The 16,605-nt window shown below is 63.5% G+C and carries 15 protein-coding genes; 2 read left to right on the top strand and 13 right to left on the bottom strand.

Annotated features, from left to right (window positions below):
• Positions 1-8: 8 nt before the first annotated feature.
• A complete protein-coding gene (locus tag AC0L3A_RS12305) occupies positions 9-2,138 on the top strand; it encodes a sensor histidine kinase (protein WP_219682191.1) in 2,130 nt (709 codons plus the stop codon).
• A gap of 218 nt (positions 2,139-2,356) precedes the next feature.
• Here AC0L3A_RS12305 and lpxB read toward each other — a convergent pair whose 3' ends face one another.
• From lpxB to lpxA, 3 genes are read right to left on the bottom strand one after another with little or no spacing between them, the layout of a single operon-like run.
• Positions 2,357-3,541: a lipid-A-disaccharide synthase gene (gene lpxB, locus AC0L3A_RS12300; protein ID WP_473254427.1), complete on the bottom strand. Its 1,185-nt coding sequence runs from the start codon at positions 3,539-3,541 to the stop codon at positions 2,357-2,359.
• Positions 3,538-4,395, bottom strand: a complete 858-nt coding sequence (locus AC0L3A_RS12295) for an LpxI family protein (RefSeq protein WP_085384805.1) — start codon at positions 4,393-4,395, stop codon at positions 3,538-3,540. The genes lpxB and AC0L3A_RS12295 overlap by 4 nt, the downstream gene beginning before the upstream one ends.
• A 19-nt stretch (positions 4,396-4,414) precedes the next feature.
• Complete coding sequence (gene lpxA, locus AC0L3A_RS12290) at positions 4,415-5,206, bottom strand: acyl-ACP--UDP-N-acetylglucosamine O-acyltransferase (protein ID WP_473254426.1); 792 nt, start codon at positions 5,204-5,206, stop codon at positions 4,415-4,417.
• Positions 5,207-5,381: 175 nt separating this feature from the next.
• On the opposite strand from lpxA, the gene AC0L3A_RS12285 reads away from it, so the two are divergent.
• Positions 5,382-5,726, top strand: coding sequence for a KTSC domain-containing protein (locus tag AC0L3A_RS12285; protein ID WP_473254425.1), 345 nt, complete (start codon positions 5,382-5,384; stop codon positions 5,724-5,726).
• Between the two features lie 6 nt (positions 5,727-5,732).
• Here AC0L3A_RS12285 and fabZ read toward each other — a convergent pair whose 3' ends face one another.
• The 10 genes from fabZ to tsf all read right to left on the bottom strand — a co-directional run bounded on the left by fabZ (position 5,733) and on the right by tsf (position 16,541).
• Positions 5,733-6,149 carry a 3-hydroxyacyl-ACP dehydratase FabZ gene (fabZ, locus tag AC0L3A_RS12280; RefSeq protein ID WP_051058562.1) on the bottom strand — a complete coding sequence of 139 codons (417 nt, stop codon included), beginning with the start codon at positions 6,147-6,149 and terminating at the stop codon, positions 5,733-5,735.
• 41 nt (positions 6,150-6,190) lie between these two features.
• The gene (gene lpxD, locus AC0L3A_RS12275; RefSeq protein WP_007603634.1) at positions 6,191-7,258 is read right to left on the bottom strand and encodes a UDP-3-O-(3-hydroxymyristoyl)glucosamine N-acyltransferase; all 1,068 of its coding nucleotides are present in this window, start codon (positions 7,256-7,258) and stop codon (positions 6,191-6,193) included.
• Positions 7,259-7,383: 125 nt separating this feature from the next.
• The gene (gene bamA / locus AC0L3A_RS12270; protein WP_473254424.1) at positions 7,384-9,915 is read right to left on the bottom strand and encodes an outer membrane protein assembly factor BamA; all 2,532 of its coding nucleotides are present in this window, start codon (positions 9,913-9,915) and stop codon (positions 7,384-7,386) included.
• A 180-nt stretch (positions 9,916-10,095) separates the two neighbouring features.
• Entirely contained in the window at positions 10,096-11,247 is a 1,152-nt protein-coding gene (gene rseP / locus AC0L3A_RS12265; protein ID WP_106945001.1) for an RIP metalloprotease RseP, read from the bottom strand.
• Positions 11,248-11,291: 44 nt separating this feature from the next.
• Positions 11,292-12,515: a 1-deoxy-D-xylulose-5-phosphate reductoisomerase gene (dxr, locus tag AC0L3A_RS12260; RefSeq protein WP_219682195.1), complete on the bottom strand. Its 1,224-nt coding sequence runs from the start codon at positions 12,513-12,515 to the stop codon at positions 11,292-11,294.
• A gap of 4 nt (positions 12,516-12,519) precedes the next feature.
• Positions 12,520-13,362, bottom strand: a complete 843-nt coding sequence (locus tag AC0L3A_RS12255) for a phosphatidate cytidylyltransferase (protein ID WP_035994818.1) — start codon at positions 13,360-13,362, stop codon at positions 12,520-12,522.
• On the bottom strand, positions 13,359-14,117 hold the full coding sequence (locus AC0L3A_RS12250; RefSeq protein WP_007603629.1) for an isoprenyl transferase: 759 nt from the start codon (positions 14,115-14,117) through the stop codon (positions 13,359-13,361). Before AC0L3A_RS12250 ends, AC0L3A_RS12255 begins: the two co-directional genes overlap by 4 nt.
• Positions 14,118-14,209: 92 nt before the next feature.
• Entirely contained in the window at positions 14,210-14,773 is a 564-nt protein-coding gene (frr, locus tag AC0L3A_RS12245; RefSeq protein WP_007603628.1) for a ribosome recycling factor, read from the bottom strand.
• A gap of 67 nt (positions 14,774-14,840) precedes the next feature.
• The gene (pyrH, locus tag AC0L3A_RS12240) at positions 14,841-15,557 is read right to left on the bottom strand and encodes a UMP kinase (RefSeq protein ID WP_007603627.1); all 717 of its coding nucleotides are present in this window, start codon (positions 15,555-15,557) and stop codon (positions 14,841-14,843) included.
• Positions 15,558-15,617: 60 nt separating this feature from the next.
• Entirely contained in the window at positions 15,618-16,541 is a 924-nt protein-coding gene (gene tsf, locus AC0L3A_RS12235; protein WP_007603626.1) for a translation elongation factor Ts, read from the bottom strand.
• Positions 16,542-16,605: the final 64 nt, after the last annotated feature.

The following is a 16,605-nucleotide window of genomic DNA, read 5'->3' as shown; positions in this document are numbered from 1 at the left end:
GGAAGGCATTGGGGATTACCGCAAAACAGATGGTGGCTCGCCGCCCGCTCGCAAGCGGCGCAGACGTTCTTTTGACATTCGCAGTGGCACTCGCCTATTTTCTCACCGCGCGGCTGAGCCTTGCATTGCTGGACCCGGCCGATGGTGTTGCCCTATTCTGGCCAGCGGGGGGGGTGGCTTCGGGGATTTTGATCGCGCTTGGTCCTGCGGCACAGCTGCCTGTCGTGCTCGGAGTGGTCGCTGCAACGATTGCGGCTAACCTGCTAGGCGATCGCAACATCTGGAGTTCGTTGTTCTTTGCTGTCACGAACTCCGGTGAAGTCGTCATCATCGCGGGCCTGATCCACCGCTTTTGTGGATCTCCATTCGAGTTGAATGAACTGCGCAGCGTACTTGCGCTATTTGCCGCGACCGGTATTGCAGCGAGCCTTTCCGGCCTTGGTGGTACGGCAGTATTTGCGCTGTTTCACGGGTCGGCTGCGTCCCCGGCGGTGATCTGGCTTCACTGGGTTTCATCTGCCGCAACAGGGACGATTGCGGTGACGCCGCTCGCAATTGGCCTGGCGTCGCTAGCGCGCGCTCCCCCGCCGCGGGGGGAAGTTGCGGAGGGCGTTCTTGCGCTCGGCGTGGTGTCTCTCATATGCGCGCTGCTGGCTTTCTTGCGCAATGAGCCCTGGACTGCGGTGCTGGCGGTCAGCGCACTTTGTCCACTTCTGCTCTGGATCGCGGCTCGCCTTCGTTCAGCGTTCACGGCGATTGCCACGTTCTTATGCTCGACTACGGTCGTCTGGACGACAATCTTCACCATCGGCATTTTCGGGGACGCACGTCTGTCGATCGAAGATCGTGTGCTGACTGCTCAAGCTACCATTCTGGCGATCACATTAGGTGCTCTTGTTCTTGCTGCCCTGTTTAGCGAGCGGAGGCTTCACCATCACGCCATTCTGGAAAGGGAGTCCCGATTGCAGGGCGCTTTAGAAGCGGCAGAATTAGCCGATCGCGCCAAATCGAGCTTTCTTGCTGCGGCAAGCCATGACATGCGCCAGCCATTGCAGACCCTGAAGCTTCTGCAGGCAGCGCTTGAATCGCTCCATTCAAGCGGTGAAGCGCACGATCTTGTCGCTGACATTCGGAAATCGCTGGATACCATGACCAGCATCCTCTCCAGCCTGCTCGATGTGAACAAGCTGGAATCCGGAAAACTGCGTCCATCCGTGAGTGAGTTTTCTCTAGTTGAAATTTTCGAGCCGCTCGCTAGAGACTTCGCCGCGTCTGTGCAGGAAAGAGGACTCCGACTGCGCGTTGCACGTTCCGGGCTCATCGTCCGCAGCGACAGCCGAATGCTTGCGGAGATGATCCGCAACCTCTTATCAAATGCAGTCCGATACACTGACCGGGGACAAATTTTGCTTGGATGCCGACGAGTCGGTGACAAGGTTCGCATCGAAGTGTGGGACAGCGGAATCGGTATCACCGAAGATCAACTTCCGCACATATTCGATGAGTACTACCAGGGGACTGATGGCGCGGAACGGGGCGGATTTGGGCTGGGCCTCGCGATCGTAAGGCGGCTTGGAGAAATGCTGGATCACAAGGTCGAGGTGCGTTCTATCGCAGGGAGGGGCACACGGTTTTTCATCGAGGTTCCGCGCGCTCGATCCGGCGCCAATGCGCCAGAAGCGGCGTCGCTGGTGCCCCCTTGCAGTGGTGCCTTCCTGGGCAGCGTTCTCGCGATAGAGGACGAGGCGTCCCTGCGATCGGCGCTGCAGAGATCGTTGAAGGCAAGAGGGATTGACGCCACCGTTATCGCAACGGCGAGCGAAGCCTTGACCCTGATCAAAGAGCAGGGTCTGCGCCCGGATGTACTGCTGTGTGACTACAACCTTCGTGGCTCATCGGATGGCATCGAGACCATTAAGAGCCTGCGTGTCGCCCTTGGCTTGAACCTACCGGCCGTCGTGATGACGGGCGACATCAGGTCGCAAACGATGAAATTGATCTCCGCGCAAGGTCTCACTGTCCTGATCAAGCCCTTCTCGGCCGACGAACTGCTGGACGCTCTGAGAGGCCAGGAGAAGCTATTAACCACTGCGAGGACATCATCCCATTCAGTTGCTGGGCTACCGCAGCGCCATTGATATTAAGAATTTGGATATCCGCGATGTCCGTTCAGGGGCACGAGTCCTCGACCGGCTGCGCGAGGCAGGTCAGCCCTGGCGCCACAAGGAGACACCGACCTCAATTCTAATGTGGCTTCAAGCTCGGATTAACGCCTCTTTGCCAAATCGGATAGCGAGGGTTTGAATGCTGGAATGGCTGGATCCAAGCGGACTAGGGCCGCTTGTGAGTACACGTCCTAGCTAGCCCGCCTGCCCTTTCGCATCGTCGCCAGCACGATGTCGGCGGCGAGCACGCTCGGCGATTTGTTGCCGGTCGACATGATCGTATCGAGCTGGGCGAACGCTTCCACCTGCTGCCGGCGCAGTGGTGAATCGGTCAGAAGCTCCGAGAGCGCGGGCGCCAGCTTCTCCGGCGTGCAGTCTTCCTGCAGGAACTCCGGGATGACATCCTTGCCGATCACGAGATTGGCGAGGATCACCGAAGAGACGCGGATCGCGCGGCGCAGGATGAAGGCTTCGATCGCGCCGACGCGATAGGCCGTCACCATCGGGATGCCCGATAGCGCGAGCTCCAGCGTCACCGTGCCGGATTTTGCCAATGCCGCGCGCGCGATGCGGAAGGCGGCGCGCTTCTCGTTCTCGCCGACCACGATTTGAGGCTGGACCGGCCAGTTCGCGATGCCTTCGCGAATGGTGGCTTCGAGATGCGGCATGGTCGGCAGCATCAGTTCGAACGGGCGGCCGTCCGTCCGCAATCGGCCGAGCGTCGCGCCGAACACGTCGAGATGGTGCCTGATCTCGCTGCGGCGGCTGCCGGGCAGTACCAGCAAGACCGGCGGCTCGCCGTCGCGGCGCGCCCGCTCCTCAGCGTTCGGCCGCAGCGAGGGCAATTGCTCGATCAGGGGATGGCCGACATAGCTGCATGGCGGCCCGCCGAGCTTGCGATATTCCTCCGGCTCGAACGGCAACAGGCCGAGCACATGGTCGACATAGCCGAGCATGGTCCGCGCCCGCCCCGGGCGCCAGGCCCAGAGCTGTGGCGAGACGTAGTCGACGATCGGGATCGCCGGATTGCGCGCCCGCACGCGGCGGGCGACACGGTGGGTGAAGTCGGGGCTGTCGATGATGACGAGCGCGTCCGGCGCGGCTTCGGTCACGGCCTCCGCGGTCTCGCGGATCAGCCGCAGGATCTTCGGCAGTTGCTGCACGACCGCGGCGAAGCCCACGATCGAGAGCTGCTCGATCGGAAACAGCGTCTCCAGCCCCTGGCGCGCCATGGTGTGGCCGCCGACGCCCACGAACTGCACGCCGTCGCCGAGGCGCTGGCGCAGCACCTTCATCAAGGCGCTGCCGAGCCGGTCGCCGGATTCCTCCGTGGCGATCAGGAAGATCTTGCGCTTGGGATCGCGGCCTTGCATCACGCCGGCAGGCCGATGACGAAGAGATATTTGGCGTCGGCGAGCGCGATCATTGCCTGCGGCTCGGCGGCGATGGTGTTGCCCGCGACGACGGCAATGCCTGCGAGCCCTGCGGCGGCGACACCCTCGAGAGTGCGCGGGCCGATCGTCGGCAGGTCGAAGCGCAGATCCTGCCCGCTCTTTGGGACCTTCACCAGCACGCCCCGCCCGGTGGCGGCGCGGATGCGGCCCTCTTCGCGCAGCCGTGCCACCCGCGCGAGCAGCGCATCGGTGCCCTCGATGTCCTCGACCGCCACCACATGGCCGTCGATCACGACCGCAGCCTGGCCGATGTCGAACGGACCGAGCGCGGTCAGCACCGCGCGTCCGCGCTCGATGTCGGTCTTGCCGGTGTCGCTCGGCCAGGCGCGGCTGATGCAGCCCTCGGGCATCAAGAGGTCGGGCGCGACATCCTTGATGCCGACCATGCGAAAGCCGCCCTGCTCGAGAATGCGTCCGACGCCGGACAACAAATGATCGTCGCCGCCGCGGAAGGCGCGGATGACATTGCCGAGCAGCCGGAGCGTCGTGAAGTCGACCCGGACCTCGGAGAGCGAAGGCCGTACCAGCGTGCCGATGAAGATCAGGTCGCGGCAGCCCTCCTCGCGAAACAGCCGCATGGCGCGGCCGAGCTGGCCGACCGAGATCCAGCGATGACGGAATTTCTCCACCCGTGCCGGGTCGCAGGCCCCCCGAAGGGGAAATAGCACTGGTGTAATGCCGCGGGCAGCGAGCGAGTCGGCAACCGCGAACGGCATCGCGCCGCCGCCAGCGACGACGCCGACCGGCGATGAAATCTCCGAAGCCGCCGATGTCATGCCCGGGGCCATCGCATCATCACTTCGCGATGGCGGGAAGACAGAGCGGGCGCTTGCCCTTGCCGATGAAGTCGAGGATTTCGCCAATGGCCGGATCTTCACTGGCGAGCGGCCGCGCCGCCTCCAGGCGTTCGGCAAAGGTAGCGGGGCCATGGAAGAGCTTCTGATAGAACGCGCGCACGGTCGCAAGCCGCTGCTTGGTGAACTTGCGCCGCTTCATGCCGATCAGGTTGAGGCTCTCGAGCACCGCATATTGGCCGTTGACCAGCCCATACGGGATGACGTCGTCGCGCACGCCGCACACGCCGCCAACCATCACATAGGGGCCGATGCGGGTGAACTGATGCACTGCGGACAGGCCGCCGATATAGACGGCGTCACCGATCTCGCAATGGCCGCCGAGCGTCGCCGAGGTTGCGAAGATCACGTTGTTGCCGACCATGCAGTCATGCCCGACATGACTGTTGTTCATGAAATAACCGTCATTGCCGACGCGCGTCAGCCCACCTCCCTTGATGGTGCCGACATTCATGGTCGCGCCTTCACGGATGGTGCAGCCCGAGCCGATCTCAAGCTTCGTGGGCTCGCCCTTGTAGCTGAGATCCTGGGGCGCCCCGCCCAGCACCGCGAACGGCGAGATCACGCAGCCATCTCCGATCGAGGTGTGGCCGATGACGGTGACCTGCCCGATCAGCTTGCAGTTACTTCCGATCACGGCGTTCGCACCGATGATGCAGAAGGGCCCGATCTCGGTGCCCTCGCCGATCACGGCGCCGTCCGCGACCCGTGCGGTGGGATCAATCTTACTCATCAAGCAATCTGACTCATCAAGAAGGTCTGATTAGGTGTTGAAGTCGCTCGGTTTTCCGCTGGTTAGCGCGACTATGCCCGATCTGTCCAGTGACGTATGATCTCTCCCTGTTTCAAGTGCCGGATGAGGCAGCCTTCCCGGTTCGTCATCAAGTTCACGCGGAGCTTCAGGTATCGTGGTCAGGGCCCTGGCACTTCTATTCGCACAGCTCGCCGTCGCGCCGATCGTGCCCGAGACGATCGAGACCGGCGAACACCGCCTCGTCGATCTCAAGACATTCGAATGCCGCGACATTACCCGCAGCACGGTGCTCTATCGGGTCTGTTACGACCGGGCGCAGCAGGCCCTCGTCGTGGCAGTGCACGGCGCTCATGACCGCTATTGCGGCGTGCCGGTTGAGACGGTCGAGCGCCTGCTGGGCGCACCGTCCATGGGACAGTTCTTCAACCAGAACATCAAGCGCGAGGTCAGCGGCAGCCGGTACGCGTGTCCTGCACGCGAGCGTATCCAGAGGAGTTGATCCCGCTCAGTCCGTCAGCATGGCGCCGACGTCGGCCTCCGCAACCACCTGGCCGTTGACCTTGGCGTCGCCGTGAAACCACCACATGGCCTTGCGGCGGCCGATCGAGCGCATGTGGTATTCGATGGTATCGCCGGGCAGCACCGGCTTGCGGAACTTGCACTTGTCGATGGTCAGGAAATAGACCGCGCGCGGCTTGTCGGTGCCCTCGACCGACTTGATGCCGATCACACCGGCAGTCTGCGCCATCGCTTCGATCATCATGACGCCGGGGTAGACCGGGCGATCAGGAAAGTGGCCCTGGAACGGCGGTTCGTTGAAGGTGACGTTCTTGATGCCGATGCCGCTGTAATCGGTGCGGATGTTGATCACGCGATCGATCAGCAGCATCGGAAAACGGTGCGGGAGCGTTTGCAGGATCATGTTGATGTCCACAAGCTCGAACCTGACCGGTGCTTCGTCCGTCACTCCCGTTCCTCCTGCTTCGGATCGGCCTTGCTGTCGCGCGCCAGGCGCTCGACCGCCAAAATTTCCTTGAACCACTGCCGGGTCGGCTTGGCAAAAAACCCGCCCCAGCGTCCGTTGGGAGGAACGTCGTCCTTGACGCCGCTCATGGCAGTCACCTGAGCTCCATCCCCGATCTTGACGTGATTGTTGATGCCCACCTTCGCTCCCAGCGCCACGTTGTCGCCGAGGGTGAGGCTGCCGGCAAGGCCGATCTGGGCTGCCAGCAGGCAGTGCCGGCCAATGGTCACATTGTGGCCGATCTGGACCTGATTGTCGATTTTGGTCCCCTCGCCGATCACGGTGTCGCGCAAGGAGCCCCGATCAATGGTGGTGCCGGCGCCGACCTCCACGTTGTTCTGAATCAGCACGCGGCCGGTCTGGGGCACCTTCAGATGGCCCTCGGGGCCGAAGAAGATGAAGCCGTAGCCGTCCTGACCAATCGAGCAGCCGGGGTGGATCAGCACGTCGTTGCCGATCAGCGCGCACTGGATGGCGGTGCGTGCGCCGACATTGCAGTCCCGGCCGATCTTGACGCCCGGGCCGATCACGGCCCCCACACCGATCACCGTGCCACTGCCGATCTCCACGTCAGGACCGATCACGGCCAGGGGATCGACGATCACGCCGTCCTCAAGCCTGGCGGTGGGGTCGATGATGGCCGACGTCGCGATGCCGTCGTTGCCGGTCCAGGATTGCGGCCGGAGCGCGTCGCCGTGCCACTCCCGCGCGATCCTGACGAAGGCGCGGAACGGCTGCGGCGCCCGCAGCACGGCGACATGCGCGGGTACCCTGGCCTCGAAGCGTGGGCTCACCAGGCAAGCACCGGCCTTGGTCGCCTTGAGCTCGTCGGCATATTTGAGATTGTCGAAGAACGTCAGGTGCATCGGGCCGGCTTCGTCGAGCGAAGCAAGACCCCTGATGATTTGGCCGCCCCTGGCGGGATCGACCAGCTCCGCCTTGGTCAGCGTGGCTATGTCAGCCAGCGCTGAGGCGGGCGGCTGTGTAAAGAAGGTCGGCTGCGCCATTCCACCCCGTCGCGGTCCGGCTTCGGCATGAAGCGGCCAAGCCGCATCATGCCTCATCTCCTGGATTGGCACGATCCCTTTCGGAAACCGGCTCCTGTGGTCCGGATCGTGCCGTGCTGATCGAATTAGAACGAGGTGCCGCCGCCGAACCGGAACTCCTGCGTACGGTCGTATTTGCCCTTGGTCAGCGGCACGGCGTAGTCGAAGCGCAGCGGACCGAACGGCGAGGCCCAGATCAAGCCGACGCCGACCGACGACCGGACGGCATTGCCGTTGTCATACACCAAGCCGGTGCAGGTTCCAGCCGAGGCTGGATTGACGGTCGACGGCGTGCAGCTCGAATTCTTCGTCGTGGTCATTTCGTTGGTCACCGACCAAGTCGTCGGGCCCTGATAGTCGAACAGTCCACCGGCGTCGGCGTAGACGGCGCCCTTCAGACCGACTTCCTTCGGCAGGAACCAGAACGGCATCTGCAATTCGAGCGAAGCACCCCAATATTTGGTGCCGCCAAGCGCATCCTGCGTACCAAAGGGGTTCAAATCGCGTGGGCCGATGCCGTTCGGAGCAAAGCCGCGAACGAGGTTCGGGCCCATCTGGAAGTGATCGAGCATGCGCAGATCGCTGCCCATCTTGTTCAGCATGCCGCCCTGAATGCGAGCGAGGCCGACGATATCGGACACCAGCGGAGTGTAGTACTTCGCGTCGATGACAGTCTTCAGATAGGAGACGTCACCGCCGACACCGGCGAAGTCCTGCCGGAAATCGACCAGCAGACCGTCGGTGGGGTTCTTGTTGTTGTCGAGCGTGTTGTAGGACAGCGAATAGCCGAGCGCCGAGGTCAGGGTCTTGCCGTTGGCAAGTTCCTTGCGCACCGGCAGCGAGGCTTCACCGTCGCTGTAGCAGCCGAGGCCGTTGGTGGAGCTCAGGTCGATGCCATTTGCATTGGCGAAGGCCGGGCTCGGATTGAAAGCCGCCGAACCCACATTGTTGTTACAGTTCGCCAGGTAGGACGGCAGCGTGATTTCCTGCCGGTAGATCGAGTAGCGCACCTGCAGCGACAGATCTTCACGCAGCGAGAAACCGAGGCGCGGCGAGAAGCCGAGCGTCTTGGTGCCGTACGAGATGTAGCTGTTGGACTTCTGCTCGCGCTGATAGAGGTCGAGACCCAGCGCGACCCGGTAGTCGAGCAAATAGGGCTCGACGAACGACAGCGAGTAGCCGCGGGCATACTGGCCGTAGGTCACCGCCGCCTTGGCGAACAGGCCGCGGCCGAGCAAATTGCGTTCGGACACCGAGACTTCGGCCAGCGCGCCGTCGGTGGTGGAGTAACCACCCGAGACCGAGAAATCGCCGGTCGATTTCTCTTCCATGTCCACGAGCAGGATCACGCGGTCGCTCGACGAGCCGGGCTCCGTCGTGATCTTCACGCTCTTGAAATAGTCGAGGTTCTTCAAGCGGCGCTCGGCACGGTCGACCAGCGCGCGGTTGTAGGCATCACCCTCGGAGACGTCGAACTCGCGACGAATCACGTAGTCGCGCGTGCGGGTGTTGCCGCGCAAGTTGATGCGCTCGATATAGGTGCGCGGGCCCTCGTCGATGTTGAACACGACCGACACGGTGTGCGCCTCGAAGTTGCGGTCGCCGCCGGGACGGACCACGGCGAACGCATAACCGCGCCGCGAGGCTTCGATCTGCATCTCCTCGACCGATTTCTCGACCGATTCGACGTTGTAGAGGGAGCCGACATTGACGCGCGAATAGTTGCGCATCGAGGTGGGATCGAAGTTCGGAATGCTGGAGCGGAAGTCGATCGAGCCGACCCGGTATTGGGAGCCTTCCTCGATCTTGAAGGTAACGTTGAAGCCCTTCTTCTCCGGATCGTATTCGGTGAGCGCGGCCACGACCTGGACGTCGGCGAAACCGTTCTTGAGATAGAAGCGGCGGATCAGGTCGCGGTCGGCCTCGACCCGATCGGGATCGTAGATGTCGCTGCTGGCGAGGAAGCTCAGCAGGTTCGATTCGTGCGTCTTGATGACGTCGCGCAGGCGGTACGACGAGTACGCGTTGTTGCCGACGAACTCGATCGACTTGACGCCGGTCTTGGCGCCCTCCTCGACCGTGAAGACGAGATCGACGCGGTTGTTCGGCTGCTCGATGACTTCAGGCGTGACGCGGACGTCGTAGCGGCCGGAACGGCGATAGATTTCGGCGATTCGCAGCGTGTCGGACTGCACCATGGCGCGGGAGAAGGTGCCGCGCGCCTTGGACTGGACTTCACCAGTGAGCTGCTCGTCCTTGATCTTCTTGTTGCCCTCGAAGGCAATGCGGCCGATCACCGGGTTTTCCACCACGGAGACGACGATCTGGCCACCGGCACCGCGGTTGATCCTGACGTCCTGGAACAGGCCGGTCTCGATCAACGCCTTGAGGCCGTCGTCGATAGCGCCTTGATCGAGGCGACCGCCGGGACCCGGCTTGAAATAGGAGCGGATCGTCTCCACCTCGACCCTGCGATTTCCTTCAACGGAAATCGACTGCACGGTCTGAGCAAGCGCAGACGAAGACACAAAGGCAGCCCCAACCGGGGCAAGCACCGGCGCGCCGAACATGATCAGGGTTGCGAGCAAGCCCCCCCGGAGTCGCAGTCCAAACTTCATTGCGCAACGCGCCCTTATCATTCCGTACCAGACCCAACCCCGGTCTGGAGATTCCCCAAGTTCAAGCCGCTTGTAGACAATTTCACCGACGCCGCAAACGGTCGAGCGCGCCGTAATTTCATTTTCATTCCAAGACGTTGCCCAAGAGCAACGCCCGACAACGTCACAAAAAAGCCCCTATCAGGATGAGGCCATCCGGAGGATGTCGTTATAGGTCGCAAACACCATCAACATCAGCACCAAGCCGAGCCCGATTCGGAACCCCATCTCCTGAGTCCGCTCGGACAGGGGCCGACCACGGGCGACCTCCGCCGCATAGAACATAAGGTGACCGCCATCGAGCAGCGGGATCGGGAACAGATTCAACAGACCGATCGACACCGACAGCACCGCGCAGAGGTTGATCACGAACTGGAACCCGGCGCTGGCCGCCTGCCCCGACATCTTGGCAATGCCGAGCACGCCGCTGACCTCGTTCGGATTGCCGTTCCCCACGAACAACGAGCCCAGGAACTTGAAGGTGCTGGTGATGATGAACCAGACCTGTTCAACCCCGATCTTGAGCGCTTCGCCGACGCCGACCGGCGAAGTCGAGACCTCTCCGGCCTGAGACTTGTGCTCGATGCCGAGCACGCCGAGACGGTGGCTGTTGCCGAAGGGATCCTTGCGCTCGAGCAGCGCCGGCGTCGCGGTCAGCGACACGATGGTGCCGTCCCTCTTGACCTGGAAGGCAAGCGGCGAACCGGCATTCATCGCAACCATGCGCTGCATATCGGCAAAGCTTTCGATCGGCTTGCCATCGATCTGGACGACGACGTCGCCGATCTTGAAGCCGGCTGCCGCCGCAGCACCGTCGGCGACGACACCGTCGACGCGCGCGATCGTGCTCGGCTTGCCGTAATACAGCGCCATGCCGGCGAAGATCAGCGCGCCCAGGATGAAATTGGCGATCGGTCCGGCGGCAACGATGGCGGCGCGCGGGCCGACCTTCTTATGATGGAAGCTGCCGGCGCGCTCCTCGGCCGTCATGGCCGCAAGCTTCTCGGACGACGGCGTCGAAGCCTCGCTCTCGTCGCCGAAGAACTTGACGTAGCCGCCGAGCGGGATCGCCGAGATCTTCCACCGGGTGCCATGACGGTCGTTGAAGCCGACCAGCTCAGGTCCGAAACCGAGCGAAAAAGTTAACACGCGAACGCCTGCCCAGCGCGCGACCAGGAAATGGCCGAGCTCATGGAAGAACACGACGATAGTCAGGACGAACAGGAAGGGAACCGCGTAGCCGAGGAGCCCATGGCTCAACGTATTGAAACTATGGACGAAAAAGTCAATCATCGAATTCCCTCATCCAGCGCCGCAAGGCCCTGGCCCCGAACCATCTAGGATGCCTTTAAGGCAATTTGAGGCAATAGGGCGGCAGCCCTATTTCGCGCAACATGGTCAACAGCGATTGCATCGTCCGCTGACGTCAGCGGGGCCTGGTTCCCGCCACGAACCCAGTCGTCCAGCGTCGCCTCAACCAGCCGGGCAATCGCGCCGAACCGGATCTTGCCCGCGATGAAGGCCGCGACCGCGACCTCGTTGGCGGCGTTGTAGACGGTGGTCGCCCCCTTCCCGGTCCGGAGCGAATCGAAGGCCAGGCGCAGGCCGGGGAAGCGCTCGAAATCCGGCGCCTCGAAGGTCAATTGGCCGATCTTGGCCAGATCGAGCTTGGCGGCGGGACCCTTGATGCGGTCGGGCCAGCCGAGGCAATGCGCGATCGGCGTGCGCATGTCGGGTGCGCCGAGCTGGGCCACGACCGAGCGATCGGAGAACTCGACCATGCCGTGGATGATTGACTGCGGATGAACGAGGACGTCGATCTCGTCGGGCGAGAGCGCGAACAGATAGGAAGCCTCGATCACCTCGAGCCCTTTGTTCATCATCGAGGCGGAATCGATCGTGATCTTCTGGCCCATGCTCCAGTTCGGATGCTTCAGGGCTTGCTCGAGTGTCGCCTGCTCGATGTCGGCAGGCTTCCAGGTCCGGAACGGGCCGCCGGAGGCCGTGATGATGACACGGACGAGCTCGTCGCGATTGCCCGAGGCGAGCGCCTGGAACAGCGCATTGTGCTCGGAATCCGCAGGCAGGATGCAGGCGCCCGCTTTCGCCGCGCGCTGCATGAAGAAATCGCCGGCGCAGACGAGACATTCCTTGTTCGCAAGCGCGACATGCGCGCCGCGGTCGACCGCCGCCAGTGCCGGCTTCAGCCCGGCCGCGCCACTCACGGCGGCCATCACCCAATCGGCCGGACGCGCGCCGGCCTCGATCACTGCGCTTTCACCGGCGCCGCATTCGGTGCCGGTGCCCGCGAGCGCGGCCTTGAGCTCGGCAAATTTTGAGGTGTCGGCGATCGCGACGAAGCGCGCCGAAAACTCCTTGGCGAGCTTTGCCAGCGCTTCGACATTGCTGTTCGCCGTCAGCGCCTCGACACGGTAGCGCTCGGGAGAGGCGCGCAGCAGATCCATCGTGCTGTCGCCGATCGAGCCGGTGGCGCCGAGAACCGTGACGCTGCGGACGGTCGATGCCGCAGCCTTGTTGTTACGCAATGGAACCGCGCTCATATGTTCACCAAACCATAAGACCGCTTCCGGCGCTATGCACACCATGGCGAAGGAAGCCGATAATCCATGCCACCAGGATGGCAGCGACAAAACCGTCCAGACGGTCCAATAGGCCGCCGTGGCCGGGAATTAAGTGACTGGAATCCTTGACATCGAAGCGCCGCTTGACCGCGGATTCGAACAGATCGCCGCAGGCCGACACGACCGACAGAGCCGCGGCGACGAGCAGCAATGGAGCCATCTTTCCGATCCCGCAAGCGGCAAAGCCGGCCGCGACCAAAAGGCTTGCGGCAAAGCCGCCGAGCGCCCCTGCCCAGGTCTTCTTCGGGCTGACGCGCGGCCACAGCTTCGGTCCGCCAATGCCGCGGCCGGCGAAATAGCCGCCGATATCGGTCGCCCACACCACGAGCAGCACGAACATCAGCGCGGCGAAGCCGTTCACGAGATCCTTCCGCAGCAGGATCGAGGCCAGTAGCGCCGCCGACGCATAGGCGAATCCGGAGGCCGCCCAGACGAACTTGCCCCGCGCGATCACCGTCACGATCGCCCCGCCAATCAGGCCGGTGATGATTGCGGTCTTCAGCGCGCCGAAGGCAACGCACAAGCCCATCGTGGCGATGACGATCGTTCCCGCCCCGGTCAGCGCGGTCGAGCCTGCGCCCACCACCATCAGCCATTCCGCGAACAGTCCGATCGACACCAGGGTGACGAGAAGCGCCCACAGCCAGCCGCCGGCATAAGCGAGCGCAATGGCGAGCGGCGCCAGCACCAGCGCTGCGAGGATTCGCATCACGAGATTGCTCGGGGCAGGCTGAGAGCCGGCCGGTGCGGAGTCGGGTTCGCTCACGAGGCGGTTTTCGCGACCAGGCCGCCGAAACGGCGCTCGCGCCTGGCGAATTCGGCGATTGCGCCTTCCAGCGCCGCCTTGTCGAAATCGGGCCAGTGAATCGGCACGAAGACGAGCTCGCTATAGGCGGCCTGCCACATCAGGAAGTTCGACAGCCGCTGCTCGCCACTGGTGCGGATGATGAGATCGGGGTCGGGAATGTCGGGCGCGTCGAGATGCGCCCCCAATGTCTCGGCATCGATCGTGTCGGGATTGCGCCGGCCCTCGGCGACTTCGCGCGCGAGCTTCTGCGCCGCCTTCGCGATCTCGTGCCGCGAGCCGTAATTGAAGGCGACGACGAGCGTGAGGCGCGTGTTATCGCGCGTCAGCTCCTCCGCCTCGTTGAGAAGCGCGCAGATGTCGCCCTCCAGCCCGTCCCGCTCGCCGATGATACGTACCCTGACGCCGTCGCGATGCAGGCTCGCCAGATCATTGCGGATGAAGCGGCGCAACAGGCCGAACAGATCGCCGATCTCGCTCGCCGGGCGCGACCAGTTTTCCGAGCTGAAGGAGAAGATGGTGAGATAGCGGATGCCAAGCTCATGCGACGCGCGAACCACGCGGCGCAGGGCCTCCACGCCGCGGCGATGGCCTTCCGCCCGTGGCAAGCCGCGCGCGGCCGCCCAACGTCCGTTGCCATCCATGATGATGGCGACATGCGCAGGCGCATCGGACCGATCGGGTCCTTCCGTTGCGGGCGCGGCGGCGTTGGACATGAGGCTGCCTTAAAGCATGATCCGGAAGAGTGCGACGCGGTTTTCCGAAAAGATCATGCGCGAACAATAACCTAAAGCGCGATCCATCGCGTTTAGACGGTGAGGATTTCTTTTTCCTTGGCGGCCAGCAACTGGTCGATCTCGGAGATCGTGCCGTCGGTCGCCTTCTGCACCTCGTCGGCGTGACGCTTCTGATCGTCCTCGGACATCTCGTGATTCTTCTCGAGCTTCTTGAGAACGTCGAGACCGTCGCGGCGGACATGGCGCGCGGCGACTTTGGCGGCTTCCGCATATTTGTGCGCGACCTTGACGAGCTCCTTGCGACGCTCCTCGTTGAGCTCGGGGATGCGCAGGCGCAGCACCTGGCCTTCGGTCGCCGGCGACAGGCCGAGATTGGAATCGACGATCGCCTTTTCCACCGCCTTGACCATCGACTTGTCCCAGACCTGCACTGAGATCAGGCGCGGCTCCGGCACGCTGACGGTGGCGAGCTGGTTCAGCGGCATGTGGCTGCCATAGGCGTCGACCTGCACCGGATCGAGCATCGAGGCGGAGGCGCGACCGGTGCGCAGGCCGCCAAGTTCGTGCTTGAGCGACTGGATCGCCCCCTGCATGCGGCGCTTCACTTCGTTGAGATCGAAATTATCCGTGGCCATCACGTTTCTCCTTCAAAATCCCGGCGACCTCTCCGCACCCCTTCTCTTAGGGTGCAACGACAAGCCGTCAGCCGGCGACAATGGTTCCGTGGCCGCCGCCACGCAGTACAGCGCCGATCGAACCCGGCTCCGCAATCGAGAACACGATGATAGGCAGCGACGTCTCGCGGGCAAGTGCGAAGGCGGTCGCATCCATCACCTTGTAGCCACCCTCGATCGCCTGCGAATGCGTCAGACGGTCGAATCGCGTCGCCGTCGGGTCCTTCTTCGGGTCGGCCGAGTAGACGCCGTCGACATTGGTCGCCTTCAGCACCGCCTGGGCGCCGATCTCGGCCGCACGCAGCACCGCGGTCGTGTCGGTGGTGAAGAACGGATTACCGGTTCCGCCACCCAGCAACACGATCCGGCCCTCGGCGAGGTATTTGTGTGCCGCGGTGCGGGTGAACAGTTCGGAAATCTCGGGCATGACGAAGGCCGACAGCGTGCGCGCAGGCGTGCCCTTGCGCTCGATCGTGGCCTCCAGCGCGAGGCAGTTCATCATCGTCGCGAGCATGCCCATGGTGTCGCCGGTCGGGCGCGACACGCCGCGCGAGGAGACCTCGACGCCGCGAAAGAGATTGCCGCCGCCGATCACGACGGCGACTTCGGTACCGAGATGGCGGGCTGCGATCAGATCGTCGGCGACCCGGTCAATGGTCGGCTGATCGATGCCAAAACCCTGCGATCCGGCGAGATATTCGCCGGACAGCTTGATCACGACGCGACGATAGACCGGATCAGTCATGAGCACTTTCCTTGTCCGGCCGCCGCTTCCGGCGGCACGCCGGGAGGAACGTTCCGGCGCTTACTTCTTGCCGCTGGCCGCCGCGACCTCGGCCGCGAAGTCGCTTTCCTGCTTCTCGATTCCCTCACCGAGAGCATAGCGCACAAAGCCCGCGATCTTCACCGCGCCGCCGACCTTGCCTTCGGCTTCCTTCACCGCCTGCGCCACCGACTTGCCGGTGTCGTGGATGAAGGCCTGCTCGAGCAGGCAGACTTCCTTGTAGTAGGTCTTCAGGCCGGACTCGACGATCTTCTCGATCACGTTCTCGGGCTTGCCCTGCTGGCGATATTTGTCGGCGAGCACGTCCTTCTCGCGCTTGACGACCGCCGGATCAAGACCGGACGGATCGAGCGCCAGCGGGTTGGCGGCCGCGACATGCATCGCGATCTGGCGGCCAAGCGTTGCGAGCTCGTCGGCCTTGCCCGGCGATTCCAGCGCCACGATCACGCCCATCTTGCCGGCGCCCTCGACGACCGCGCCGTGGACGTAGCTCGACACCACGCCCTGGCTGACTTCGAGCGAAGCGGCGCGCCGCAGCGTCATGTTCTCGCCGATGGTGGCGATCGCGTCATTGATCGCGGTTTCGATCGTGACGTCGCCGACCTTGGCGGCCTTGATCTTGTCGACATCGGCGCCGACGTTGAACGCGACCTGGGCGATCATCTTGACGAGGCCCTGAAACTGGCCGTTGCGCGCGACGAAATCGGTCTCGGAATTGACCTCGACCACGACGCCCTTGTTGCCCTTGGTGAGCGCGCCGATCAGACCCTCGGCGGCGACGCGGCCCGACTTCTTGGCGGCCTTCGACAGGCCTTTCTTGCGCAGCCAATCCTGCGCCGCTTCCATGTTGCCGTCGTTTTCGGTCAGCGCGGCCTTGCAGTCCATCATGCCTGCGCCGGTCGACTCGCGCAGGTCCTTGACCATCGCAGCTGTGATCGTTGCCATCGTTCAAAATCCTTTTTGCCTGCCGGTTTGCCGCGGCGCGGCCAGATCGCCTCGCCGCGGTCCA

The organism is Bradyrhizobium sp. MI1.3 (genome assembly GCF_055811695.1).
Note: the sequence above shows the minus strand (reverse complement) of the source record. Positions and strands in the feature narration are given on the sequence as shown.